Source organism: Tautonia sp. JC769 (assembly GCF_040717455.1).
In the GTDB taxonomy this organism is placed as follows: Bacteria; Planctomycetota; Planctomycetia; order Isosphaerales; family Isosphaeraceae; genus Tautonia.
Map to the genome: position 1 here is coordinate 55,982 of NZ_JBFEFH010000012.1, position 24,795 is coordinate 80,776.

The 24,795-nt window shown below is 66.0% G+C and carries 11 protein-coding genes; 4 read left to right on the top strand and 7 right to left on the bottom strand.

Features of this window, described 5'->3' with window-relative positions; translation table 11 throughout:
- Positions 1 to 80 precede the first annotated feature (80 nt).
- Positions 81 to 7,328 carry an amino acid adenylation domain-containing protein gene (locus AB1L88_RS13730; protein WP_367097237.1) on the top strand — a complete coding sequence of 2,416 codons (7,248 nt, stop codon included), beginning with the start codon at positions 81 to 83 and terminating at the stop codon, positions 7,326 to 7,328.
- Here AB1L88_RS13730 and AB1L88_RS13735 read toward each other — a convergent pair.
- From AB1L88_RS13735 to AB1L88_RS13755, 5 genes are all read right to left on the bottom strand, one after another.
- Positions 7,325 to 8,149 carry a 4'-phosphopantetheinyl transferase superfamily protein gene (locus AB1L88_RS13735; RefSeq protein ID WP_367097238.1) on the bottom strand — a complete coding sequence of 275 codons (825 nt, stop codon included), beginning with the start codon at positions 8,147 to 8,149 and terminating at the stop codon, positions 7,325 to 7,327. The two genes, AB1L88_RS13730 and AB1L88_RS13735, sit on opposite strands and share 4 nt — an antisense overlap.
- 122 nt (positions 8,150 to 8,271) lie before the next feature.
- The gene (locus AB1L88_RS13740) at positions 8,272 to 9,555 is read right to left on the bottom strand and encodes a hypothetical protein (RefSeq protein ID WP_367097239.1); all 1,284 of its coding nucleotides are present in this window, start codon (positions 9,553 to 9,555) and stop codon (positions 8,272 to 8,274) included.
- Between the two features lie 172 nt (positions 9,556 to 9,727).
- A complete protein-coding gene (locus AB1L88_RS13745) occupies positions 9,728 to 12,547 on the bottom strand; it encodes a cation-transporting P-type ATPase (protein WP_367097240.1) in 2,820 nt (939 codons plus the stop codon).
- A gap of 324 nt (positions 12,548 to 12,871) precedes the next feature.
- Entirely contained in the window at positions 12,872 to 13,966 is a 1,095-nt protein-coding gene (locus AB1L88_RS13750) for a ParB/RepB/Spo0J family partition protein (RefSeq protein ID WP_367097241.1), read from the bottom strand.
- Positions 13,966 to 14,859 (bottom strand): ParA family protein, encoded by an 894-nt coding sequence (locus tag AB1L88_RS13755; RefSeq protein WP_367097242.1) that lies wholly within the window; start codon positions 14,857 to 14,859, stop codon positions 13,966 to 13,968. Before AB1L88_RS13755 ends, AB1L88_RS13750 begins: the two co-directional genes overlap by 1 nt.
- A gap of 1,436 nt (positions 14,860 to 16,295) precedes the next feature.
- On the opposite strand from AB1L88_RS13755, the gene AB1L88_RS13760 reads away from it, so the two are divergent.
- Entirely contained in the window at positions 16,296 to 17,270 is a 975-nt protein-coding gene (locus AB1L88_RS13760) for an SDR family oxidoreductase (protein WP_367097243.1), read from the top strand.
- Positions 17,271 to 17,288: 18 nt separating this feature from the next.
- Here the strand turns inward: AB1L88_RS13760 and AB1L88_RS13765 are convergent, their stop codons facing one another.
- Positions 17,289 to 18,263 (bottom strand): endonuclease/exonuclease/phosphatase family protein, encoded by a 975-nt coding sequence (locus tag AB1L88_RS13765; protein ID WP_367097244.1) that lies wholly within the window; start codon positions 18,261 to 18,263, stop codon positions 17,289 to 17,291.
- A gap of 178 nt (positions 18,264 to 18,441) precedes the next feature.
- The gene (locus AB1L88_RS13770; protein WP_367097245.1) at positions 18,442 to 19,881 is read right to left on the bottom strand and encodes a replication initiator protein A; all 1,440 of its coding nucleotides are present in this window, start codon (positions 19,879 to 19,881) and stop codon (positions 18,442 to 18,444) included.
- Positions 19,882 to 20,755: 874 nt separating this feature from the next.
- Between AB1L88_RS13770 and AB1L88_RS13775 the strand changes: the two genes are divergently transcribed.
- Together AB1L88_RS13775 and AB1L88_RS13780 are read left to right on the top strand one after the other, a co-directional pair.
- Positions 20,756 to 22,060, top strand: coding sequence for an FHA domain-containing protein (locus tag AB1L88_RS13775; protein ID WP_367097246.1), 1,305 nt, complete (start codon positions 20,756 to 20,758; stop codon positions 22,058 to 22,060).
- Between the two features lie 1,662 nt (positions 22,061 to 23,722).
- Entirely contained in the window at positions 23,723 to 24,652 is a 930-nt protein-coding gene (locus AB1L88_RS13780) for an exosortase/archaeosortase family protein (protein ID WP_367097313.1), read from the top strand.
- Positions 24,653 to 24,795: the final 143 nt, after the last annotated feature.

The window sequence follows — 24,795 nt, forward strand, 5'->3', positions numbered from 1 at the left end:
CAACCTGCTCTCAGGCGGAAATCCACCCATTGCGGCTTGGGCAGCCGATCGCACCACCGCATCCGAGGACCCGAGCGGTCGTGACACATTCACCCGAGCGGCCCGAGCGCGCCCCGCTTTCGTTCGTCCAGGAGCGCCTCTGGCTCCTTGGGCAACTCTCGATCCCACCAACCACCTTCCAGAAGACGCGAGCGATCCGGATCTCCGGGCCGCTCGATGCGGACCGACTTCGGAATGCCTGGCTCGAATTGCTTCGACGTCACGAGGTGCTCCGGTCACGGATCGAAATCGCGGAGGGAGCCCCCAGTACCGTCGTGGTTGACGTCGATGACTGCCCCTCGCTCATCGTCCATGATCAGGGCGGTTGGCCCGACGCGTGCGCCGAGTCTGATCGCCTGCTCATGGAACAGGCGCGCCAGCCGTTCGATCTGGAGGCGGATTTGCCCATCCGGGCGACGCTCATCCGCGTCTCCGACGAGGACCACCTCCTCGTCCTGTCCTTCCACCGAATCGCTGCGGATCCCCCCTCTGAAGCCATCATCTTGCGGGACCTTGGGACGAGTTATCGAGCCCTCGACGACTCCCAAGCTGTCTGCGGCTTCACCTCGCTACCCCGGCAATACCGCGACTATGCCGCCTGGCAGCGGTCTCCCGCCCAGGATGAGGCGCGGCGGCAATCCCTCGAGTATTGGACAGACCGCCTGGCGAATGCGCCGGGGCCGCTCGAGCTGCCGTTCGACCGGCCCCGGCAGGCCGATCCGGGAACGTCCACGGCTCGGCTCTCGTGGCCGCTCGATGGACCAAGGCTCGATCACCTGCGGGCGCTAGGCGATGCGGAAGGAGTTCCGATCGCCACGGTGATCCTGGCGGGTTTTGAGATCCTCCTGGCTCGGATGGCGGGGACCGTGGATCTGATTGTCGGCTACCCCGTCGATGGGCGTAATCATCCCGACCTGGGGGAGGCGGTCGGCCCATTTACCGACGTGCTCCCCCTCCATGCCGACCTCTCGGGCAGGCCGACATTTCGGGAACTCGTGTCCAGGAACCACGCCTGGATTCACGAGGCGCGGTCCCATCACCTTCTTCCCCCGGAGGTCCTCGTCGAGACGATTCGGCCCGTCCGATCGCCGGCCCATGATTCCCCCGTTACGGTTCAATTTGCGGTCGAACCGCGGGTCGATCTTGGGCCGTCCTGGTCGGGATTCTCCCTCATTCAACGCGAGATTCAACCGAGTCCGAACGGGCTCGAACTGAGTCTGACGCTGGCCGGCGATGGTGACACTCTGTTGGGGGTCCTCGAGTACGACACCGAGCTGTTCGATCCCGAAACCGCGGAGCGCATTCTTGGTCGTCTCCAGATCATACTCGATGGCGCCGTGGCCGATCCCGATCAGGCCATCGACCGCCTCTCAATTTTGAGCAAATCCGAATTCGATCGTGTTGTGCATGATTGGAACGCCACGCAGCTCGACCTCCCGATCGAAACCACCCTCCACCGCCTGATCGAGGAACAGGTCCAACGGACCCCGACCCGGGTGGCGGTGCGATTCCCTGATGTGGACGACGACGGCGGGGTAATCGCCTCCGAACTCACCTTCGGCGAGTTGAACCAACGGGCGAATCGCCTGGCGCACCACCTTCGATCGCTGGGCGTCGGCGCGGAAGCGGTGGTCGCGGTGGTCGCGGAACGGTCGCCCGAGCTGGTGATCGCCTTGCTCGGTGTCCTCAAGGCGGGAGCGGCCTATCTTCCGATCGACCCGTCCGCCCCCGCGTCCTACCTCAAAGGGTTGCTGGAGGATGCTCGGCCGAGGGCCGTCGTCACGCAACCCTCCTTCGTGGAAACCTTGATGGCCCTGGGGCAACCCGCTCCGCTTGTGGAGTTGAGGACTCCTGATCTCTCTCCACCGGGATCGGACGAGAACCCCGAGCCGGTCAACGCCCCGAGTCATGCGGCGTATCTGATTTACACCTCGGGCTCGACCGGCCTTCCCAAGGGTGTGATCAACGAGCACCGGGCCATCTGCAACCGGCTGCTCTGGGGACAGCTCACGTTCCCCATCGGCCCGGGAGACCGGGTCCTGCAAAAGACGCCTTACACATTCGACGTCTCCGTCTGGGAATTCTTCTGGCCATTGATGACCGGCGCCTGTCTGGTCCTCGCTCGGCCGGACGGACATCGAGATCCATCATATATCGCTCGACTCATCACGCGAGCCCGGGTGACGCACTGCCACTTCGTGCCCTCCATGCTGGGCCCATTCCTGGACGACCCCGTCGCCCCAGGGTGTCTCTCGACGCTCCGCCACGTCTTTTCGAGCGGCGAAGCCCTCACTGCTGACCTCCGCGATCGGTTCTTCGAGCGACTTGGCCCGGGTGTTGAGCTGCACAATCTCTACGGACCGACCGAAGCCGCGGTGGAAGTCACCTACCACCGTTGCCAGCCTGGTGACCGCCCGGGCCCCGTTCCGATTGGCCGACCCATCGCCAACGCTCGGACGTACATCCTCGACGAGCACGGTCAACCTCAACCGATTGGCGTCCCGGGGGAGTTGTTCCTGGGGGGACTCTGCGTTGCCCGGGGATACCTCAATCGTCCTGAGCTGACCGCCGAACGATTCCTCGTCGATCCCTTCGAGCCGGCGGGCAACGCGCGGCTCTATCGCACGGGCGACCGGGCCCGCTGGTTACCGGATGGGTCGATCGAGTACCTGGGTCGTCTCGACCATCAAATGAAGATCCGAGGCGTTCGAATTGAGCCCGGTGAAGTTGAGGCCGCGCTGCGTCGCCATCCGGACGTGTCGGACGCGGCGGTCGTGGCCTGCGAGGATTCGGTCGCCGGTTCCTGGCTCGCGGCCTACATCGTTGCTCCGGCCGGAACGCTCCCCCCGTCTGCAGCGGTTCTCCGCCGCTTCGTTTCCGAGGAACTCCCCGAGGCGGCGATCCCCTCCGCCTACGTGCCCCTCGAAGCCCTTCCGTTGACGACCAGCGGGAAGCTGAACCGCAAGGCATTGCCGTCGGTGGAACGAGGCTCGTTCGGAGCGGCCACCGAGTCCCCCCCGCCTCGCGATCCCGTCGAAACCGCATTGGCCGATTGCTGGTCCGAAATCCTGGGTGTCGATCCGATCGGCCTCGGGGACGATTTCTTCGAGAGGGGAGGCCACTCCCTGGCTGCCGCTCGGGTCATGGCCCGCATTCGTCTCATCTTCGGCGTCGAGTTGCCGATCCGGGCCCTGTTCGAGAACCCGACGCTCGCAGCCCTGGCTCGTCGTGTCGCCGTTGCGTTGAGGGAATCCAAAAGCCTGGGAGAGTCGGTTACGACGGCCGGCCCGATTCGACGAGTCGAGGGATCTCCGACACCCGTCTCGCCTTCGCAATGGCGTCTCTGGTTTCTCGACCAAATCTCGCCTGGTCTCCCGGTTTATAATCTCAGCTCGGCCGAACGGCTCGCTGGTCCCCTCGACGGGCCCGCCTTGAGCCGGTCCCTGGGGGAGGTCGTGCGTCGCCACGAGACGCTTCGGACGGTCTTCAGGCCCGATTCGGACACGAACCCGATTCCCGTGGTGCTGCCTGACGATCAGCCCTCCTGGCCCTTGCCGATCGAGGACCTGTCTTCGGTCCCCGACCACGAGCGCATGTCAGTCCTCACGAAGGGGCTGCACGCTGAGGGCGAGAGACCCTTTGACTTGAGTGTCGGCCCTTTGTTCCGTGCGAGGCTTTTTCGAGTCGGCCAGGAAGACCACGTCCTGCAATTGACCGTGCATCATATCGCCTGTGACGGCTGGTCCCTTGGATTGATTTGGCGGGACATCGCGGCCTTCTATCACGGCCATACCTCGGGACAATTCGCATCCTTGCCCGAGATCGCCGTGACGTTCGGCGACTTCGCGGCCTGGCAAGCCGGTCGGCTCGCGGGGGAGTCCTTTCGCGACCGAATAGCCTCCTGGATTGGCCAACTCGAGGAGCTTCCGACCGTCCTGGAATTGCCGACCGATCGACCACGGCCATCCGTGCCTTCAATGAAAGGGGGCCACATCCCCATCGAGGTCCCCGGAGCGGTTGCCCAAGGACTGACGAACCTCGCCCGCTCGGAAGGGGCCTCGCTGTTCATGGTCCTCCTGGGCGCCTTCGCCGCACTCCTGCGCCGCTATAGCGGCCAGACCGATCTCGCAATCGGCTCTCCGGGAGCCGGTCGGCCACACCCTGATCTCGACGAGGTCGTGGGGTGTTTCGTCAACCTGCTCGTCCTGCGGGTCAATCTTCCTGGGAATCCGACGTTCCGCGAGCTGGTCCGAGCAGCCCGGGAAACCACCCTGGAGGCGATGGCGCACCAGGACATCCCGTTCGAACGCATCGTTGAATCGTTAAACCCACGTCGTGATCCAGGCCAGCACCCGCTGATCCAGGCCGTCTTCACCGTGCAGGATTATCCCCGTCCAGCCCTCGGCTGGGGGACGCTTCACGCTTCGACGGTCGAATTTGAGCTCGATGTCGCGAAATTCGATCTCACCTTGATGATGACCGTACACGGCGGCACGATCCGGGGCCAGCTCGGGTATAATGCGGAGATCTTCGACGTCAAAACTGCTTCCCGGCTTGTTGACCACTTCCAGATCCTCCTCCGTGACGCGGCCGCACACCCGGACCGTCCGCTTTCCGAGTGCTCGTTCCTGACCGACCCGGAGCGCCGGCAACTGGCCTCCTGGAATGAGACGTCGACGCATTACCCCCGAGAACGATCGCTCGTCGAGCTCTTCCACGAGCGGGCCACAGCCAGCCCGGACTGGCCCGCGATCGAGGATGGCGGCCGCATCCTCTCCTACCGAGAACTGCGTCGTCACGCCGACCGACTGGCCACCCGACTTCGGGATGCCGGTGTGGCCGTCGGGGACAAGGTTGGTCTCTTGATCGATCGGTCGGCCGACGCGGTGATCGCCCTGCTCGCCGTGCTCAAAACGGGGGCCACCTACGTCCCGGTGGCTCCCGACACCCCGGCGAGGCGTCTGGATTATGTGTTCCGCGATTGTGCTGCCTCCGCGGTCATCGTGCGCCAGGGTGAAACCGATCGCGTTCCCCGGACGTTCACGGGGACTGTGATCGAACTGGGTAGTGCCTCCCACGGGCTCGAGTCTGTGGAAGAATTTGATCAACCTGTCGACGCCAGCTCCCCTGCGTACCTCATCTACACCTCCGGTTCGACCGGACTCCCCAAGGGCGTGCTCGTCCCACACCGTGCCGTCGTCCGCCTGGTCGTCGGGACCGACTATGCAGCACTCGACGCCTCGGATCGCGTGGCATTGGCCTCGACCCTGGCCTTCGATGCCTCGACCTTCGAAGTCTGGGGGGCCCTGCTCAACGGCGGAACCCTCGTGGTCATCGCTCGAGAGGCGCTCGTCGACCCGGAGGCACTCCGCAACCTCCTGGTCTCGAGGCGGATCACGACCCTCTTCCTGACCACGGCGTTGTTCCACCAGATCGCCCGGAGTCAGCCCTCGACCTTCGGGTCGCTTCGCCATCTCCTCGTCGGCGGGGAGGAGCTCGATCCCGCCGCGGCTCGGGCGGTCCTCCAGTCGTCCCTGTCGCCCTGCCGCCTGCTCAATGTCTACGGACCAACGGAATCAACCACCTTTGCCACCTGGCACCAGGTGCTGCCGGACGAGGTGGCCGAAGGGATCCACTCCGTACCCATCGGCCGACCGATCGCGAATACGAGGGCGTACGTGCTCGACGAGCATCAACGCCCGCTCCCCGTCGGTCTGCCGGGGGAACTCTGGCTCGGGGGCGACGGGCTCGCGATCGGCTACCATCACGCGCCGGGATTGACGGCCCGTCGGTTCGTCCCCAACCCGTTCGGAGACGGTTCCGAAGCCCGACTCTATCGCACGGGGGATCGCGTTCGCCGCCTCCCGGACGGGACACTCGTCTTCCTCGGCCGACTCGACAACCAGATCAAGCTGCGGGGCTTCCGTGTCGAACCTGGGGAGATCGAGGCCGCGTTGCGACGCCACCCGGGCGTGCTCGACGCGGCGGTCGTCCCTCAAGCCGACGGTTCGGGGGGGATTCGCCTGGTCGCCTTCGTGGTGCTTGACGGCTCGGACCTGCCTGCCGATCGTCTGCGTTCAGCGCTGCGGGACGAGCTGCCCGAATTCCTCGTGCCATCGCTCGTCGTCTCCGTCGACGCATTGCCGATGACTTCCAGCGGCAAGATCGATCGCCGCTCACTGGCCGATCGGAAGCTGGCCGATCCCGAACCCACGGGAGCGCCGCCCGAATCGCTCACGGAGGACGAGCAAACCCTCCTCCGTCTCTGGCAGGAGGTCCTCCCCAATCGTGCCATCGGGCCTGACGACGACTTCTTCGACCTCGGCGGCCATTCCCTGCTCGCCACTCGGCTGTTCGCCCGGATCGAGGACGAGTTCGGAGTCCGCCCTCCCCTGACACACCTCCTCGCTCGGTCAACAGTTCGTCGGTTGGCCGCAACCCTCCGGAAGACGATCCCCGCCTGCTCCCCCTCGCGGCTTGTCGCGATCACGCCCGTCGACGGAGCCCAGCTTCCCCCCTTCGTCTGCTTCCCGGGAGGCTTCGGCCGAGACGGCATGCTCCTCGGGCACGGCCTCTCACTGGCATCGCTCGCGCGTCTCCTCGGCCCGGACACCCCCTTCTTCAGCGTGTCCCTGGGCCAGGTGCCGTCGGGACAGACCTTTGCCGAGCTGATCCCTCCGATCGCCGAGCAGTTCCTCGACGACCTGAAAACCGCCCTCCCCGAGGGGCCCTACTATCTGGGCGGATACTCCCTGGGAGGTCTGTTGGCTCTGGAGGTGGCTCGACGCCTCATCGCGGGGGGAGATTCCATCGGCATGCTCGCACTGATCGACGTGTTTGGGCCGAATTATCCCAGGCGTCGAAGTCGGCGGGAGTGGATCGGAGCCCACCTGAATGACCTGCGTGATCGCTGCGCGGCAGATCGGTTCAGGTATTTCTCCGAGAAGCTCCGGAGCAGGCTACGCCCCGGGACCGGCCTCAAAACCACCCCCCTGTCCCCTGAGCCTCGTGACGAGATCCTCTGGAATTCGATCGAGACTTACCTCCGGGGTCTCGAGCCCTACCCCGGCCGCATTGTCCTGTTCCGCGCAGCGACCCAACCCCGGAAGGCCCGCTTCTCCCACGAGGATACGACCAATGGGTGGGGAGCCATCGCGAACGGGGGCGTTGAGGTGATTGAATGCCCAGGAAACCACCTCACGATGCTCCTGCCACCTCATCTGGCGTTCCTGGCCGCAGCCCTCAGAGAATCCTTCAGAAAACACAGCCAACGGCAAGCAACTTTCTAGATGATTTCCAGATCTCGAGATGTCAGCATTTTTGCGCGCAACCGGAAGGGTTCGCCTCCGGTCGCCACGGCGAGCGCCACAAGATGCTCCGGAGCCACTCCGACCAGGGCGAACCGCCATGCCGCCGGATCATCTTCAAACCCAGGCTCGAAACGAATCCGGATCGGATCATCGGCCCCGGGGTTGCCCTCGATCGTGATTGCAAAGGTCTGGAGGGGCCGAGTCAGCCCCACCCCCATGGCCTTGAGATAACTCTCCTTCAAGGTCCAAAGCATCATGAAGCGGGCCGCCTGGTCCTGGTCGGGGAGCGACCTCAGCGCGGCGAGCTCGGAAGGGGCGAAGTACCGATCCGCGATCACGAGATTCTCGGCTCCCTGATCCCATCGCTCGACATCGACCCCGAGCAACTCGCACGTGCGGCTCACCGCACAAACAATCATCCCGCTCGTCCTCGAAAGGTTGAAGTACAGCGGAGGAACGACGGGCGGATCCGCGATTCTGGGCTTGCCGTAACGTCCGGTCGCAAATCGCCAGTGAGCGGGGGCAATGGCCTCGTAACGAGACAGGACCGATCGGACCAAGATCCGAGTCGCGAGAAATGCGTGCTGGTCTCGAGTCGAGCGAAATCGCCGAGACCTCAGCAGCTCATCGTTCGAAACCCACCCTTCGAATTCAGGCACGCCTACAAGCTTGCGAACTTCGCTTTGGGGGAACACCCAGAGATCTACCCCACCCTGACCGAGGGCCTGGACGCCCAAATCATCCACAGAATCAAGTTCGCCGATCGTTTTGACCAATTCTTCTCTCACAACCACACCCACTACAACATATTCCATAGTTGCGACTGCCGCCTCCCGGGAGACCGTCTTCCAGCCAACAGGACGACTCGGGATGTAGGGGATGCTTTGCGTGGCAATCCCTTCCTCTTTGCCCCGAAAAAACCTCACGATTGGGCGAAGGTCGACGCCGGGGAAACCTGATACGAAACATCAAGGTGCGGCGTCTCGGCACGCTGGCTTCCTTCGCCGAGGGACCGGACGCAGGACTCGACCAGGCCGGTGGTCAGCAGGGTCCGCTCGATCGGATACGGGGTCTGGCCGGTCAGGAAGGTCTCCTCGGCCTGGGACATGAGGGCGGCAGAGTAGACGACGTTGGGGTTTGGCGGCAGGTGGAAGAGGGTCGAGAGGGGATCGGGCTGACCCTTGAGGCGGGCGGCGAAGGTGAAGTCGCCGACCAGGCCGTTCATCAGGAGCATGGTGGCGCGGGTGCCGTCGCGGTACTCGATCCGGTAGGCGACGGGATCCTTGACCCAGGCCTGGATTTGCTCGGGGGTGGGGTAGCGGTGGCTGAAGGTGTCGGGCTGGGCCAGGGTGTGGCTGCGCGAGAGGCAGGCTTCGAACAATCGAGGGTCCCAGCCTCCCGAGGCCCAGTCGCCGCCGTGCATGGCATCCCAGACGGCCTCGCCGCGCAGGCCCTGCACGGCGGCCACGCCGGTCTCGCCGCCGCGGCGGCGTTCGGCCATGCACTGGATGGTCTCCAGGGCGTGGAAGTCGTAACTGTCCACCCCGCCCATCGCGACGCAGAGCATCTCCTCGACCTCGGCGCCGTAAGGGAGGTCGATCGAGGGCATCCGCCAGGTCACCGGCAAGGACGAGCCGGCGAGGAAGGGGAAGTCCAGCTCCCGGGAGATGTCCACCATCTCCCGGGCCCAGTCCCAGCGCCACGAGAGGTGCTTGTCGTTGAAGACCGGCACCGGGCGGCCATCCTGTCGGAAGACATCGGTGACCGCCTTGAAGAACTCGTAGCGCGGGTACTGGGTCTGGCCGTACTCGTTCCGGTGGTAATTGCCGTGCTCGCCGATGATCAGGACGGCATCGACGGCCAGTTCGTCCCCCCCGACCCGCAGGGCCTCGGCGATGGTCGGGAAGATCGGGAACCCGAATTCCTCGGAACGCTGGCGGCTGAGGTCGTTTTCCGGAAACTGATCGACATACACCGATACGACGTCGATGGGGGGGCGGTGCCATCGGCCGGCGATCGGATAGCCGTGGAGGAACCGCTCGGCCATGTGCCAGGCATGCGAATGATAGCGCCACTCGGTCGTGACCACCGCCATCCGCTTCCGATCAGGGGCGTCGGCCGCTTGCTGCGCCCCGACCCGGCCCGCGCCTGCCCCGAGCATCGACCCCGCACTGACCGCACTCAGGAAGGTTCGTCGCGTCAGCATGTCGTCTCCAACGTCAGGGAAAGGGCCCGAGATCACGCGGCAGTGGCCAGGGGTGGTTACGACGGGGCCGGGAGGTCCGACAACGGGGGAGGCCCTCGCCCGGCTGCCTTCGAGCGTCACTCCGCGTCACGGGCGGGACCCCCGCCCTCGTCGGCGAACCGGTCGTGGTCGATCACGAGGGATGACGACGCGCATCCTTCTGGAACGAATCACCTTGCAAGGTGTAACCGACGAGCGACTTCTCGATCTCGACGACGGTATACAGCACGACGCCGCAGGCGGCAATCAACAGCCAGACATCCCAGGGAAGCGGCGCGGTGCCGAACAGTCGATTCATGGGGGGGGCGTGGGCGAACAGGATCTGCAGGAGAAGCATCCCGAGTGCCCCGCCAAGGGCCGCCTTGTTGGAGAAGACGCCGATCCGGAACATCGACCGGGTCAAAGAGCGGCAGTTGAACAGATAGAACAGCTCTCCGATCACGAAGACGCTCGCCGTGACCGTCTGGGCCTCGGCCAGGGAGGCCCCCCGGTACCGGATCATCCACTCGAACAGGCCGAAGGCGCCGATCAGGAGCAGGAGGCTGACGAAGGCGATCCGTTTCAGCAGGTTGGTGTTGAGGATCGAGCTTTTCGGGTCGCGGGGAGGGCGGTCCATGATCCCGCGCTCCTTCGGCTCGAAGGCGAGCATCATCCCCAGCATGATGGCGGTGGTCATATTGACCCAGAGGATCTGCACGGGGGAGATGGGCAACTGGGTGCTGAGCAGGACGGCCGCCATGACCACCAGGCCCTCGCCGCCGTTCGTCGGCAACGTCCAGACGATGAACTTGGTCAGGTTGTCGAAGACGCCCCGACCTTCCTCGACGGCCGCCTCGATCGACGCGAAGTTGTCGTCCGTCAGGATCATGTCCGACGATTCTCGGGCGACGTCGGTGCCCGCCTTGCCCATGGCCACGCCGATGTCGGCCTGCTTCAGGGCGGGGGCGTCATTCACGCCGTCGCCGGTCATGGCCACGACATGGCCGCGGGATCGGAGCGCCCGGACGAGTCGAAGTTTCTGCTCCGGGGCGACCCGGGCGAAGACGGCCGTCTCGTCGGCCGCGTCGATCAGCTCCTCATCGGAGTACCGGAGGAGTTCCTGGCCGGTGATCGCCCTGGGACGGTCGATCGCTCCGGTCGAGGACGAGGCCCCCTGCTCCAGCCCGAGCTGGCCGGCGATGGCCGAGGCGGTCAGGGCGTGGTCTCCCGTGATCATCTTGACCCGGACCCCCGCCCCCTGGCAGATCCGGATCGCCTCCAGGGCTTCCGGCCGGGGCGGGTCGATCATCGCCTGCAGGCCGAGGAATGTGAGACCCGATCGGAGGTCGTCGTGCTCGATGCTCGAAGTCTCCGCGTCCACCTCCTTGCGGGCGAAGGCCAGGACGCGGAGCCCGCGGGCGGCCAGTTCGGTCACCCGAGCCTGGATCGCTCCCGGGTCGATCGCCTGGCGGCGGGCGCCCGAATCCAGCACCGAGTCGCACCGCTGGAGAACCGCCTCGACCGAACCCTTGACGTAGACCACCCGAGGCCGTCCGAGCCCTTGCTCGTGCAGGGTGGCCATGTACTGGTGCTCGGATTCGAAGGGGATGGAATCGACGCGGGGATGCTCCTTGTGCAGGACCTCCGGATTCAGCCCGGCCTTGGCGGCGACGACCAGCAAGGCCCCCTCGGTCGGGTCCCCCTGGATGTCCCAGCCGAGCTCCGTGCGCACCAGTTGCGAGTCGTTGCAGAGGGCCCCGGCCCGCACGCATTCGAGCAAGGCGACGCGGCGGTGCAGGTCATTGACCGACGGTTGCATGCCGCTCGGCGAATCAGGAGAAGCCTGCTCGCCAGCCTGCGTCTCGACGGCCGCATGGATCTCCCCTTCGGGGGCATAGCCGACGCCCGACACCGGGAAGTGCTCCGAGGCGGCCACGATCGAGGTGACGGTCATCTGATTCTGGGTCAACGTCCCGGTCTTGTCCGAGCAGATCACCGTCGTACTCCCCAGCGTTTCGACCGCCGGGAGCTTGCGGATAATCGCCCGTCGCCGGGCCATCCGGCCCACCCCGATCGCGAGGATGATCGTGACGGCCGCGGGGAGTCCTTCGGGGATCGCCGCGACGGCCAGCGCCACGGACGCCATGAACAAGTACACCGGCTCCTGGCCGCGCAACAGGCCGAGGGCGAAGTTGATCGCGGCCAACACCAGGATGATGACCACGAGGAGCTTGCTGAACTGCGCGATCCGCCGCGTCAGGGGAGTCTGCAGCTCCTCGACCGATGCCATCAACTGCGAGATACGGCCGACCTCGGTGTGGTCGCCCGTGGCCACCACCACCCCTCTCCCCTGGCCGAAGGTCACGAGGGTCGAGGCGTAGGCCATGTTCGCGCGATCATTCAGGGGCACGTCCTCCGGCAAGGACTCGGTCGACTTCTCAACCGGGACCGACTCGCCGGTGAATGCCGCCTCCGCGATCTGCAAATCCCGGGCATGGAGCAGCCTGAGATCGGCCGGGACCTTGTCGCCGGATTGCAGCAGGACCAGGTCCCCCGGGACGATCTCGGTGGAGTCGATGCGCACCCTGCGGCCATCCCGGATGACCGTGGCCTCGGCCACCAGGGTCTTGCCCAGGGCGTCGATCGCCTTGAGGGCCTTGCCTTCCTGAACGAACCCGACCACGGCGTTGATCAGGACCACGCCGAAGATGACCGCGGCCTCGACATACTCCTCGAGCGCGAGGGTGACGATCGTCGCGACCAGCAGGATATAGACCAACGGCTGGTGAAACTGGAGGAGGAACCGAACCAATGGCCCCTGACCCCGGGACGGGGTCAGGAGATTCCGTCCATATCGTTGCTGCCGAGGCGCAATTTCAGGGGTCGCCAGGCCTCGATCGTCATGGCTCTCCAAATGGGTCACGACTTGATGGGCCGCCAGGTGATGCCACGGCCGCGGGTGTTGAGTGTCCATCGTCGGAGTGTCCATCGTCGGCAGCTTTCTCGCGCGATTCCGCCGCGTCCCCCCGAGGAGAACCGGCCTCCGGGCGCGCACCAATCACATCGCTTCCAGTGTGTTCCCATGACGATCGAGTGTAGCAGAACCGGGGGTCCCCTGGTGCACTTTCGGGGGGAATCCGCCCGGATTTCCGGCCCAAAACCCATCGAATTCAATTCGCATCAGAATCCCTTGACTCGAATCCCGGGTGGTGATTGGGGGTCGGGCTCCGTGCTGCTCGTGGACTGAAGGGCCTCGACGGCTCGCCCCCTCGGCATCGAGGGGGCCTTCGGGCGGGCGTCAGGCGGCCACGTCGGGATGCGACTCGGGAGCGAGGCCCGGCCGAGACTCCGGACCGGTCGCGGGATCGGCCTGCTCGGGACGAGGATCGAGCCGATCGGCGTGGTCGAGCAGCAGCCGGGCCGCGGCGCGGTAGCTCTCGGCGTCGAGGCCGCGCGCCTTCTCGAGGGTCAGCTTCCCTCCCCCGGGGACGCGGAAGACCTTCGCGGTCGGCAGTCGGGCCGCCGCCTTGCCCCTGGGGCCGGAAGAGGCCCCCCCCCTGCCCTTGCTCCCGGTCCTGCCCTTGCCGCCGGAGGTCCGGTCTCCCGAAACCTCCTCGGCGATCTCCCGGGCGGCGCGGACCTCGGCGACGACCTCGTCGCGGGTGAGGCCTTCCGAGGCGACCCGGTCGGCCAGGGCCCGCTGGTCCTCGGGGCGGTCGAGGCGGCCGATCTCGTAGGCGGTCCGGGGGGCAAGGTCACCGTGGTCGACCCGGTCGCGGAGGTCGCCCGGCAGGTCGAGCAGGCCGAGGGCGTAGACGACCTTCGCCTGGGCCATGTCCAGGGCCTCGGCGAGCTGCCGGGTGCTCCAGCCGTTCGCCTCCATCAGGGCCCGGAAGGCGGCCGCCTGCTCGACCGGCCGCAGGTCCTCCCGCACGCAATTCTCGACCAGCTGGATCGACAGGCGATCCGAGTCGTCCGGCTTGCGGTCGAGGATCTTGCAGCGGAGGGTCGTCAGGCCCGCCCGCCGGGCGGCCCGCCATCGGCGCTCGCCGGAGACGAGGACATACGACCCGAGCTCCTCGGACCAGTAGACGACCACGTTCTGGAGCTGGCCCCGACCTTTGAGGGAGGAAGCCAGCCGGTCGAGCGCCTCGTCGTCGAACTCGCGGCGCGGCTGGTCGGGATCGGAGACGATCCGATCGACCCCGATGACCGCGGCCTCCCGGTCGTTGATCACCCCGGTCATCCGGGCGCCGACGGCCCCGCTCGGCGGGGCCATGCCGGCCGGGGTGCCGGGGGTCCGGTTGAAGCCGAGGCTCGACTTCATCGACGCCCCGTACTTCGCCAGGGTCTTCTCCTTGGCCTTGTCGGCCTTCGTCGGCTCGCTGCTCATCAGGCCGCCTCCCTCGACGAGTCGTCCGACCCGTCCGCACCGAGCCCCAGCCCGACCAGCCGGGCGAGCAATTCCTCGGCCACGGCGTCGATGGCCCTGGCCGCCGCCCCGCGGGCCTTGTGGTAGTGGATCGGCTTGCCGGCGGCGATCGCCTCCGGGAAGTCGGCCGACTCGGGCACGGTCGCCTCGAACAGCTCGGGGCAGCCGTCGGCCAGCAGTTCGGCGAAGGTCCGGTGCATCGCCCGACGTCCGTTGAACATCGTGACCAGGACCCCGGCGATCGGGAGCGACCGGCCCCAGGTCTGTTCGACCAGGGCGACCCAGTCGCGGACCTCGGCCAGCCCCTGCGCCCCGAACAGCTCGGGCATGGTCGGGATCAGGGCCGCATCGGCCGCGAGCAAGGCCGACCAGGTCGCCCGCTGGAGGTTCGGGCAGCAGTCGATGAGGGTGACGTCGAACCGCCCGGCGATCGGCCGCAGGGCGTCGCGCAGGACCGCCTGCTCGCGGGGGTCGATCAGGTGCGGGTCGGGCACGTTGAAGCTGATCGACGCCGGCGACCCGGCCAGCAGGGCCAGGCCGTCGAAGTCGGTCTCCCGGACGAGCAGGTCTTCCGGCGTCGGGATGCCGGCATACAGGGCGTAGACCGTCGTGACCGGGTCGAGGGCCCTCGCCGGCTCGTCGCCGAGCAGGCCCTTGGTCAGGCTCGCCTGGGCGTCGTTGTCGACCACCAGGACCCGGAGCCCTCGCCTGGCCAGGGCCCCTCCCAGGTGCATCGTCGTGCTCGACTTGCCCACGCCCCCCTTCTGGTTCACCATCGCCACAACGGCCATCATGCGCTCCTTTCCCTTGCTCGGGTTCCCGGAGTTGGTATCGACCGTCGCCGCGCCACTCATGAACCCCTTCTCCCGAGGGGTGATCACCCGGTGATCACCCCGTCCCGGACCGCCTCGCCGACCGCCGCTCTCCCCCCTGCTCGCTCACTCGAACGAAGTCCGGCTCTGCCCTGATCACCCGGTGATCACCCCGCCGAATGACTGGCCGCTGCGCCTCCTTTCTGACGCTCGATCCCCATGTCTCCCGACTGGGGCCTTCGCCTCGCGTTCGACGTCTCTCCGAGGCTTACTCAGGGGGTGATCACCCGGTGACCACCCCGTCGCCGCTCCGGTGGTCGGCCCCCCCTTCGCGGGCCGAATCGTGCCCCGATCGCCCCTGATCACCGAGGCGTCTCGCTCGACGATGGCCTATCTGCCGGCTCATCCCTCCCCCAGCGATTATTCGGCCGGCGAGGCCGTTCGCATGGACCAAACCCTTCGGCCGATCACCGGGTGATCACCCCGCCCGTCCGGTGATCGGGGCATGGCCGGATCGCCACCTCGAGCGACCCTGATCACCGGGTGATCACCCCGACTTGTCCGCCGGCAACATCCTGCCCGCCCGCCGATCCTCCGGGCCTCTCCCCCGCCGATCGGCCCCCTCGGCCCTCCAATCACCCGGTGATCATCCCGCCCGTCCGGCGAGATTCCGAAGAACGATGGGTGGCCTGATCACCGGGTGATCATCTCCCTGCCTCAAGGCCAATCGCCGGGCGTTCTGAACACCGTCCGGCGCGGATTCTTCTCCTGGTCCCCGGCGATCACCCGCGTATTCCCAGGAGGTCCGACCAACGAGGGATTGCTCGCCCGGGGCACGAGGGATCGGGGCGTGATCACCGGGTGATCACACCCTCTGTGGCCGGGCGAAAGGCAAGTCGAAACGCATCTCGCGACCGGGGAGATCACCCGGTGATCACGCGGGAGGGCCATCCCCCCGCCCCTCACTCGGCCGGGCCGATCACCGGGTGATCACGCGTCGTTTTGGCACACGAACCGCGACACCCGATCCCGGGTGATTCCCGGGTGATGACGCGGTCGGTCTCCGCCTCCGACGGCTCGGGTGGGAAGGTCCGACCGGATCCGAGCCGACAGGGGTGATCACCCGGTGATCGAGGCTGTTCCGTTACCCTGATCATGGGGAAGGAACCACCAACGGTCGCCCGCAATCCTTTGGGGCAGCTCGTGCCCGCGAGCTGCCCCAAAGGATTGGCCCTCCTGAGCCCCCTCCGCAGGGCCACCACGCAGAACTCCGAGACGACCTCTCCTGAGGCGTCGGTCCGGTCGATCCCCCTCTTGGTCGTGCGTCCGCAACCCGTGGCAACCGGGGTCAGAAATCACCAAGGGCAGGGGGGTGCGATCGGTTCGACCGCGCCCCATAATTGTGTGCCGCCCGCGTAGTGCTGGGCGGACGTTCGTGTTTGCGTGCCGTCCCCATGAATGAATCGAGACAGAGTGCCATGGCGATACTGAAGCCCTCGGGAAATCTGATCGTGGTCACCGGGGGAGCCGGGTTCATCGGCTCACATCTGGTCGAGGCCTTGCTGGAGGCCGGCGACCGGGTGCGAGTCGTCGACAATCTCGTCACCGGCCACCGCACGAACCTCGCCCCGATGGAGGGCCGCTTCGAGTGGCTCGAGGGTGATGTGTCCGATTTCGATGTCTGCCGGCGAGCCGTCGAAGGGGCCGACGCGGTCCTGCATCAGGCCGCGATCCCGAGCGTCCCCCGATCGGTCCGGGAACCGCTGGCCTCGCATGCGAGCGGCCCGACGGCGACCCTGAACGTGCTGGAGGCCTCGCGGCAGTCCGGCACCGTCCGCCGCGTCGTCTTCGCCGCCTCCAGCAGCGCCTACGGCGACACCGAGACGCTGCCGAAGCACGAAGGGATGTTCCCCCGCCCCCTGAGCCCCTACGCCGCCGGCAAGCTCGCCGGCGAGCATTACATAAGCGTCTACGCGAAGACGATGGGGCTCGACGCGGTCAGCCTCCGCTACTTCAACGTCTTCGGCCCCCGGCAGGACCCGTCGAGCCCCTACAGCGGCGTCATTTCCCTCTTCTCCCGGGCCCTGGCCGAAGGCCGGGCACCCACGATCTACGGCGACGGCCATCAGACCCGCGACTTCACCTTCGTCGCCAACGCCGTGCACGCCAACCTGCTCGCCCTGCGATCCGAGCGTCCGCTCGGCGGCGCCGTCTACAACGTCGGCACCGGCCGACGCATCAGCCTGCGCGAACTCGTCGATCACCTCAACAAAGTCCTCGACACCGCCATCGAGCCCGAGTTCTCCCCCCCCCGTGAAGGTGACGTCCGCGACTCGCAAGCCGACCTGACCGCCATCCGCGAGGGGCTCGGCTACGCCCCCATCGTCGACTTCGAGGAAGGCCTCCGCAGGACCGTCGACTGGATGGTCTCGACGCCGGAAAACCTCCGCTGAACCACCGCCGCGGACAGCTCATGGGGCTTCCGCGGGACCGACCCGAACCAGGTCGACGATCAAGGGACGGTGGTCCGACCCCACATCCGGACCGACCCAAACGCGAGCCGGGGCCCAGGTGGGGCCGGACAGGACGTGGTCGATCCGGGCGCCGAACCATCGGGTGTACTTCGTAGCGCCGAAGCCGCGGCCCACCGTCCCAAAGGCGTTCTGCTCGACGGCCCAGAAGCGGCGGAAGATCGGGCTGTCCGCGGTGAGGTTGAAGTCGCCGGCGATGACATCCACGCCTCCTCGGTCGCGGATCAGCTCGCGGGCCGCCTCCGAAACACGCCAGCGGATATCGATATTTTCCCGAAAGGCGGGCACGCCGTCGATCCCCTCGTAGCGGACGGCTTCCAGACCGCCTCGGGGGGTTTCGAGATGCAGATTGACCAGGTGAATCGGCCCGTCCGAGGCGTCCAGCTCGAACCAGACGAGGAAGCCGCGGCCCGCGAGTTGGGAGCTGGTCAGTGGTTCGGCCGATCGGATCGGCACGCGGCTGGCCAGCCCGAGTCCGGGGCGATCGGTTCGGTAGTGCCAATCGTCGTCACGGAAGACCTGTTCCCGGTTCAGGTCCGACCATTCCTGCAGCGCCACCACGTCGGGCTGGAGTTGATCGATCAGATCACCGAGCGCGTCGGCGTCGAGTTCCAGACCCTGGGTGTTGCAGGTCAAGACCCGAAGGACCGGCCCTCGGGGTGCAGGAGCGATCCAGGATCGCCAGGGGACGACGAACCCCATCACCGGGCCGAGCAGCAGAATCGTGCCGAAGAGCAGGGGGCGGATCGCCGGCCGGTTCAGGAGCAGGGCCACGGGGAGCAAGCCCGCCAAGGGCAGTCCCCAGAACCAGCGCGGGCCGTAGAGCAGGATCGTCCCCGGCCACCAGCGGTCTCCGAGAATCGCCTGCACGGCCCAGACGACCGCGAGCACAATCGGGTAGGACCAGCAAGCCACGCCGGTCAGCCTTCGGAGCCCGCCCCTCGACCCCTTGGAGGTCGGACCAGGGCCCTGAGCCCGGGAATTTCCCGGGGCAGGGGGGGTAGCCCCGTTCCGATTGGGGGAACGCTCGGTTTGGCTCATCAGCCCCCTGGGAGTCAGGCCTCGCGGCCCGACCGTGATCCCGGGCCCATGGTCATGATGATACCCGATCCGCCAGCAGGCTCCGCAAGTAGGGCTCGCGGATGGTGTCCCGGAAGAACACCGCACGCAGCGAGGCAGGTGTCATGGCCTGATAGGCCTCCGCCACCTCGGACTCGGCCTCGGCGAGGGCCTGCTCGTCGATCCGGGCTCGCTCGTCGGCCCCCAGCCCCTCCCAGAACCGGTCGATCGCCTGCCGTGCGGCCCGCTCCTGCGAGGCCCGCTCGCGCTCCCGGAGGCGATCCTGATGGGCCTGGCTGAAGAGATCCTCGGCCTCCCGACGCTTGGCCTCCCGATCAGCCTTGGTGGCGAAACCGCGAGGCAGGGCGTAGTCCTTCCGGATCGCCTCGACCAGATATCCCGCCGGACTCAGGCGAATGCGACGGTCGTCGCGCGCCACGAGCCAGTCGAATGCCTCGGTCTGCCGGGCAATCACCTCGGCCGGGTGGGTCGCGGCCAGTTCGACGGCCGTCGCCGCCGAAACGCCTCGGTCGATCAGGTGCTGGACCACTGGGTCGTCTCCGACCTCCGGGGGAGGGACGGCAATCGCCTCCTCGCGGGCCCGGGCCATGCGGATCAACCACCTGCGCCCTTGCTTGATATACCGCTCCTCCGGAGGCAAGGGCTCCAGGAACCCCACCTGCTCCAGCTCCTCGATCCCGCGCCGCAGCTTCTCCTTGATCTTGCCGGCATCGCGGTACGTCCGGCTCAGGCCGACGTGCTCGAAGGCGAAGTCCTTGAGCTCAAACTCCCACTCCGACTTGTGATAGAACCGCTTGTCCAAAAAGCGGTACATCCGCCGCGCCGGATGGCTGGTGAGCCGGATGTAGAGGTCGTAATCGAGACCCTTGAGATAACCGGCCTGGCAACTCTTGAAGAATTCCCGGCCCCAGACAACACGGCAGCGCGAGGCCCGTCCCCCCGGGGCCCGGCCATCGCCGAGCTTGTAGCTGTCGATGATGTGGAAGCCGCCGCTCGTCCAGCGCCGCCCCTCGTTGTCCCACCAGGCGTTCTCATACTTCAGATACGTACTCGCCCATCGGTCGAGCGAGGCGGTGATCCGGTCGTAACTCCTCCCCTTGTCCGGCCATCCGAGCAGGTCGATCAGCTGAAGCCTCGTGAAGTGGACCTCCGGCTTGGCGAAGCCGTTCTGCCGCCGGGTCAGCTGGATCAACGCCAGGATCACGTCGTCGTCGATCGCCGTCGGCAGGCCATACTCCTCCGGTGCGCTGATTACCAGCCGGCGATCGATCTCCCGGTTCGTTCCCGGGTCGAAGATGCGGTCGGAATACTCGATCCGCCGCTGGCCCCTCGGCGCGCGGTCGGCCAGGAGCGTGATCGGGAACTCGGCGATGTTCATCTCATCACGCCCCCCGGTCCCCCGGTCCTGGAGCACCGCCTCGATCTCTTCGTCCGGTGCCTCCTCGTCGCGCATCGCCTGGGTCCCCTTTCCCCGAATCAATTCGGAGACAGCAACTTCTAGTTACTCAGTTACACCAGTTAAAGAGTTATAAGAGTTACCCGAAAAATAGCCTATACGCCACAATGACTTATGGCAAATTTCCTCCCTCATTGGTCGGAGAACCCTCCCTCATTGGTCGGGGAACCCTCCCTCATTGGTCGGGGAACCCTCCCCCATTGGTCGGGGAACCCTCCCTCATTGGTCGTCAGGAGCCTCCCTCATTGGTCGTCGTCTCAGAGGCAATCCTCCCTCAAGGGTCGGACGAATCCTCCCCCGGAGGTCGGACATTCCTGATGCTGCATCGGGAGCGCGAATGGCTGAGGGTCGGAGAACCCTCCCTCAAAGGTCGGAAGTCGCGGCCTCGTCGCGCCCTGGAATCCTCCCCCGAGGATCGTTGCCGATGCGCAATTCCTCCCTCGAAGGTCGGGTGTTCGGGACGGGGGAGGCTTTCCCAATGAGGAGGAACCCTCCCTCAAAGGTCGGATGATCGGGTGGGCGTCCCTGCGAGGCGCTCCCGGCAGGAAACTCCCATCTCCTCCCTCGGAGGTCGGACAATGCGTGAGATGGGGCGGTCCTCCCCCAGAGGTCGGACTCAGTTCAGCCGGCAGGGATCAGCACGCGTCGGCTGACCTGAAGACATCTGCCGCGTCCTCGTCCGGAGGAAGACTCAGTCCTGGGATCCGGGGCGTTCCAGACTCATCAGGAGACGCAGGGCCGTCGATTCCGTCATGAGGGAGGCGTGCATCGACGGCCCCGATCCCGAATAATAGAACTCCTGGGAAGGTCGATGAGCAAGGCGGAGTCGTGACAGTCGACCCGCATCATGCGTTCTTAGGGTCTTTGTGCCGTGGATCAACGAACTGAGCGTCTGTTCCGGGATGCCTGTGGGGCGAGCGGCCCGCTTCATCTGAAGGTCGCTGGGCCTCCGGGGCTCACCCCCGAGGAGCATGCCCTTTCCCAGCCGTTTGCGGTGATCGGCAGGGATCCGAAGGCTGACGTCTCGCTGGAACACGACGAAGTCAGTCGTCGCCACGTGTATCTTCAAGCGATTGCTGGGCGGGTCTTCTGGTATGACCTGGGCAGTCGGCTTGGCGTCTCCCGGGGAGGGGTGATTGGACCGTCGGGATGGCTCTCGGAGCAGGAGCCCATCGGGGTTGGGCCGTGTCGGATCCACGCTTCGGTCAGCCCCCGCGAGCACTCCGCCGCGGAACCGACCAATCCCCTGGCCGATCGGGGGCCTTCGTCCGGGCCCGATGCGGTCCTGGAATTCCGGGGCCGATCCGACGGCCCGAGCCGATGGCGGATCGGCCGCACCTTGACCCTGGTCGGCCGCGCGGCGGAGTGCCGCCTGAAGATCCCGGACGACGGGATTTCCCGATTCCACTGTGCCCTGGTCCGGACGCCTCAGGGGCCCTGGATCGTCGACCTCCTGAGCCGTGAGGGAATCCGCGTCTCCGGCGCTCGGGTCCGGGCCGCCCCGTTGCACGAGGGGGTCCACGTCCACGTTGGCCGATACCGCATGGTGGTCCATCTGGTGGAGGCCTCGTCCTCGGAAGCGCCAGACGCGACCGGAGCACGCGTCCCGCTGCTGGACCCGGACCAGCTTCCCGCCCTCCACCGGCGGCCGTCCGCGCCGGCGTCGATCCGTGTCCCAGGGGCGCCCGGGGAGCTCATCGTGGAGTCGACGCCCGGGGACATGGTCTCGAATGCGGAATTCGAGCGCTTCGTCGGCCGCATGGAACAGATGCAGTCGCAGATGTTCGACCAGTTCCATCAGGCCATGATGGCGATGTTCCAGGCCTTCGGCACGCTGCAACGGGACCAGATGACCCAGGTGCGTGAGGAACTGGATCGCATCCGTACCTTGAGCAGTGAGCTTCAGTCGTTGCAGGCCGGGAGCCCATCATCACCCCCGGATCCATCGCCCCGGGACCGCTTGAGGGCGACGACGTCGGAGAGCCCGGCTTTGGCCGATCGAGGCCCGGCTCGATCCTCCGACTCGCCGAAACGACCATCGGCCGCTCGCTCGGGACACGACGTTGATCGCGAGTATCACGAAGTCATTTCCCGGCGGATCGCAGAACTCCAGGGCGAACGGCAGGGGCGCTGGAAGCGGGTGCTCGATTTGATCAAGAACGGGAGCAGCGACTGAACGCCCACCGAACGCGTCGCAGGCCGCCACGCTGGCCGAGACGAACCAGAGGACGCTTCAGAGCGTCGAGCCACGAGCGTTTCCTCCGAGGTTCGACCGTTGGCTCGATCGCTGTAGCACGGCGTCGGAACCCCTGCACATGGTCGCACGCCAGTTCGTGGAAGGCCCGCTGTGCCCGAAGCAAGGCAGGGCTGTTCGGCTCAAATTCGAGGATTTGTTGGGCGCCCGCGATGTCCAGCGCGTAGTTGAATTCAAGCAGATGGATGATCAGTGCCAGTTCCGATCGGAGACGTTCAGGACGATCTTCGGCCTCGCTGACGGCGCGGAGCAACTCACGATAGATGGGGTCAGCGGCCAGCGCTTCGAGAATGTGGCCCCCCTCCGGGCCTTCCGAGGTCTGTTCCGTAGCGGGAGAAGGTACGAACCACAACCGGCCATCGGCCAGGAGGAGGGGAACTCCTCGGAGGAATCGAGTGCGTCGGTGCGTTTCCTCGGAGGTCATGGGGAAACTCGCCGTGTGTGTGCAGCGCCCAAGTGTTGCAATTCGTCAACAGAACATTTTGATTAAAGTCGCCAAACAAAGGAAGGTCTGCGCGTGGGATTTCCGCAAGTTTGGCTGAAACCCCATCGGGCACCGTCGGAGTTTCCTGCGAAAACAGCAGGGAACGCCGATCCGACCGGCCCTCTGGGATCACGCATAGATCGGGCGTTGAAGTGGTATCTGACGCCACCGATGAGTTCGATAAGGCGGAGATGAGTGGTTGATTCCGATCAGAGAGGAGTGGTGGGCGGGCCTGAGCTGTTGAATCGGTCGTCACAATGACTCAGAATGAGACGCACTCACATTGGGGAGATTTGCGAACCAACCTGACTCAGGCAGGACTTGAACGTTTTGCTTGAGCGTGAAAAACAGTGGGAAAAAAAGAGAATGTTGTTCTTCTGCCTCTTACATGGGCAGGCGGAATTTGCATGCGAGATGCTTGCGATCGCGATCGCTGTCGGTCATACTGGCTCGCATCCATGAGGGTTTCTTTGGAGATGTGGGCAAGTGAGGCTATTGTGCGATTGAATGTTCATTTCACGATGATGAGCAAGGGTGACGGTCGTGATTGGGCCAGAGGAGTGAGATCGCCGTCGCGTGTTGTGTTGATTGGATCTGGGCGTTTCCTGCAGGGCCGTCAAGAAATGAAGCTAGGAGCCGAGTGGGGGGTCAGCCGTCTCGACTCCGCTTTCGCAACTTCCGGATGATCACCACCAAGGAGATGACGAATGTGCGGGCATCATCTTGATTCAGGAACGCTGCTGTGTCGAACGATGGCTGGGCTGTGCTGATACGGCATTCCCTCCACACCTTTTCCGGTGTCTGGTCTCGGTTGCTCGGCGATCCAAGCCTGCTCGCCTGAGCTCGCGCAACGACGACGTGCCGCGAGCACTGATCAAGAAGATGGCGTGTCGATCCGGCGTGGGAATGGATGAGATCCCACTCATGGGTTCAAGAGCAGCGGGTGCAACCCACGGGCACGAAGTGCGCGCAGAGACGGCTTTTGAACAGGTCCCGTGATTCTTGGATATCAAGATAAGTAAGGTTGTTCTTTCATGGGCGAGACGATCTCGACAACCGAAACCCTCTGGCCAGGACGACGGACCGCCATTGAGTTGGTCGTGCTGCTTGCCTGCCTGGGATGGGTTTGCTGGCCGGTGCTCGGCGACATGGTCCATCGCTGGTCAACCGACCCGCGCTATGGGCACGGCTACCTGGTGCCGCTCTTCGCCCTGGGATTGCTCTGGATGCGTCGACCTTCCTCCGACCTGGATCGGGCGCGAGGCAGTCTCGGGGGGGTGGTGCTCGTCGCGATCGGATCTGCGGTGTACATGCTCGGAGGCTATGTCGGTTCCGGGTGGATCGAGGGACTGTCTCTGCTGCCCGTCTTGGCGGGTCTTTGCGTTCTGTTCGGCGGCACAACAGCCCTCCGCTGGGCCGCACCGTCCCTGGCGTTCCTGTTCTTCATGATCCCCTTGCCCTGGCGTTTTGAAGTGGCGTTGGGGGCCTCGTTGCAGCGGATCGCGACGAAGCTCAGCACGGTGTCCCTCCAGACACTGGGGTTCGTGGCCTACTCCGAGGGCAATGTCATCGTCATGGAAGAGGGCCGGATCGGCGTGGTTGAGGCCTGTAGCGGCCTGGGCATGCTCATGACGTTCATTGCGATCTCGACGGCGGTGGCGATTGTCGTGCGGCGGCCGTGGCTCGACCGGATCCTGATCGTGTTCAGTGCCATCCCGATTGCCCTGATCGCCAACATTGCCCGGATTACGCTCACGGGCGTCTTGCACGAGACGGTCGGGGGGGAATGGGCCGATCGCTTCTATCACGACTTGGCCGGCTGGCTCATGATTCCCTTCGCCCTGGGCCTCCTGATGATTGAGCTCTGGGTCCTCTCGCGTCTCTTCGTCGAACTCGAAGCCGAGGAACCGGTTCCGGGCCTGGCGATGATGGGGTTCGCCGGGAACGCGGGGCCTCGCGGCGTCTCGAATCTCCGTGCCGGCGAGCATGCGGCCCCTCCCTTGCCCGGCCCGACGCGATCGACTGACTGACGGTGGAACCGACCATGAATCAACACCGCTCCGCTGCCCAGCCTGGCACAACACCTGCCTTGCCCTCGCCGCCCGGGCCGGGGGTCCCGCCGGTGGCTCGGGCCGGGGCCCACGCAATCCAGCGAGCTCCCCAACTCCCGCCG

Coding starts and splice junctions, on each gene's coding strand:
- AB1L88_RS13740 (WP_367097239.1), bottom strand. CDS start 9,555: ATGCTGACGCGACGAACCTTCCTGAGTGCGGTCAGTGCGGGGTCGATG.
- AB1L88_RS13745 (WP_367097240.1), bottom strand. CDS start 12,547: ATGGACACTCAACACCCGCGGCCGTGGCATCACCTGGCGGCCCATCAA.
- AB1L88_RS13750 (WP_367097241.1), bottom strand. CDS start 13,966: ATGAGCAGCGAGCCGACGAAGGCCGACAAGGCCAAGGAGAAGACCCTG.
- AB1L88_RS13755 (WP_367097242.1), bottom strand. CDS start 14,859: ATGAGTGGCGCGGCGACGGTCGATACCAACTCCGGGAACCCGAGCAAG.
- AB1L88_RS13760 (WP_367097243.1), top strand. CDS start 16,296: ATGGCGATACTGAAGCCCTCGGGAAATCTGATCGTGGTCACCGGGGGA.
- AB1L88_RS13770 (WP_367097245.1), bottom strand. CDS start 19,881: ATGCGCGACGAGGAGGCACCGGACGAAGAGATCGAGGCGGTGCTCCAG.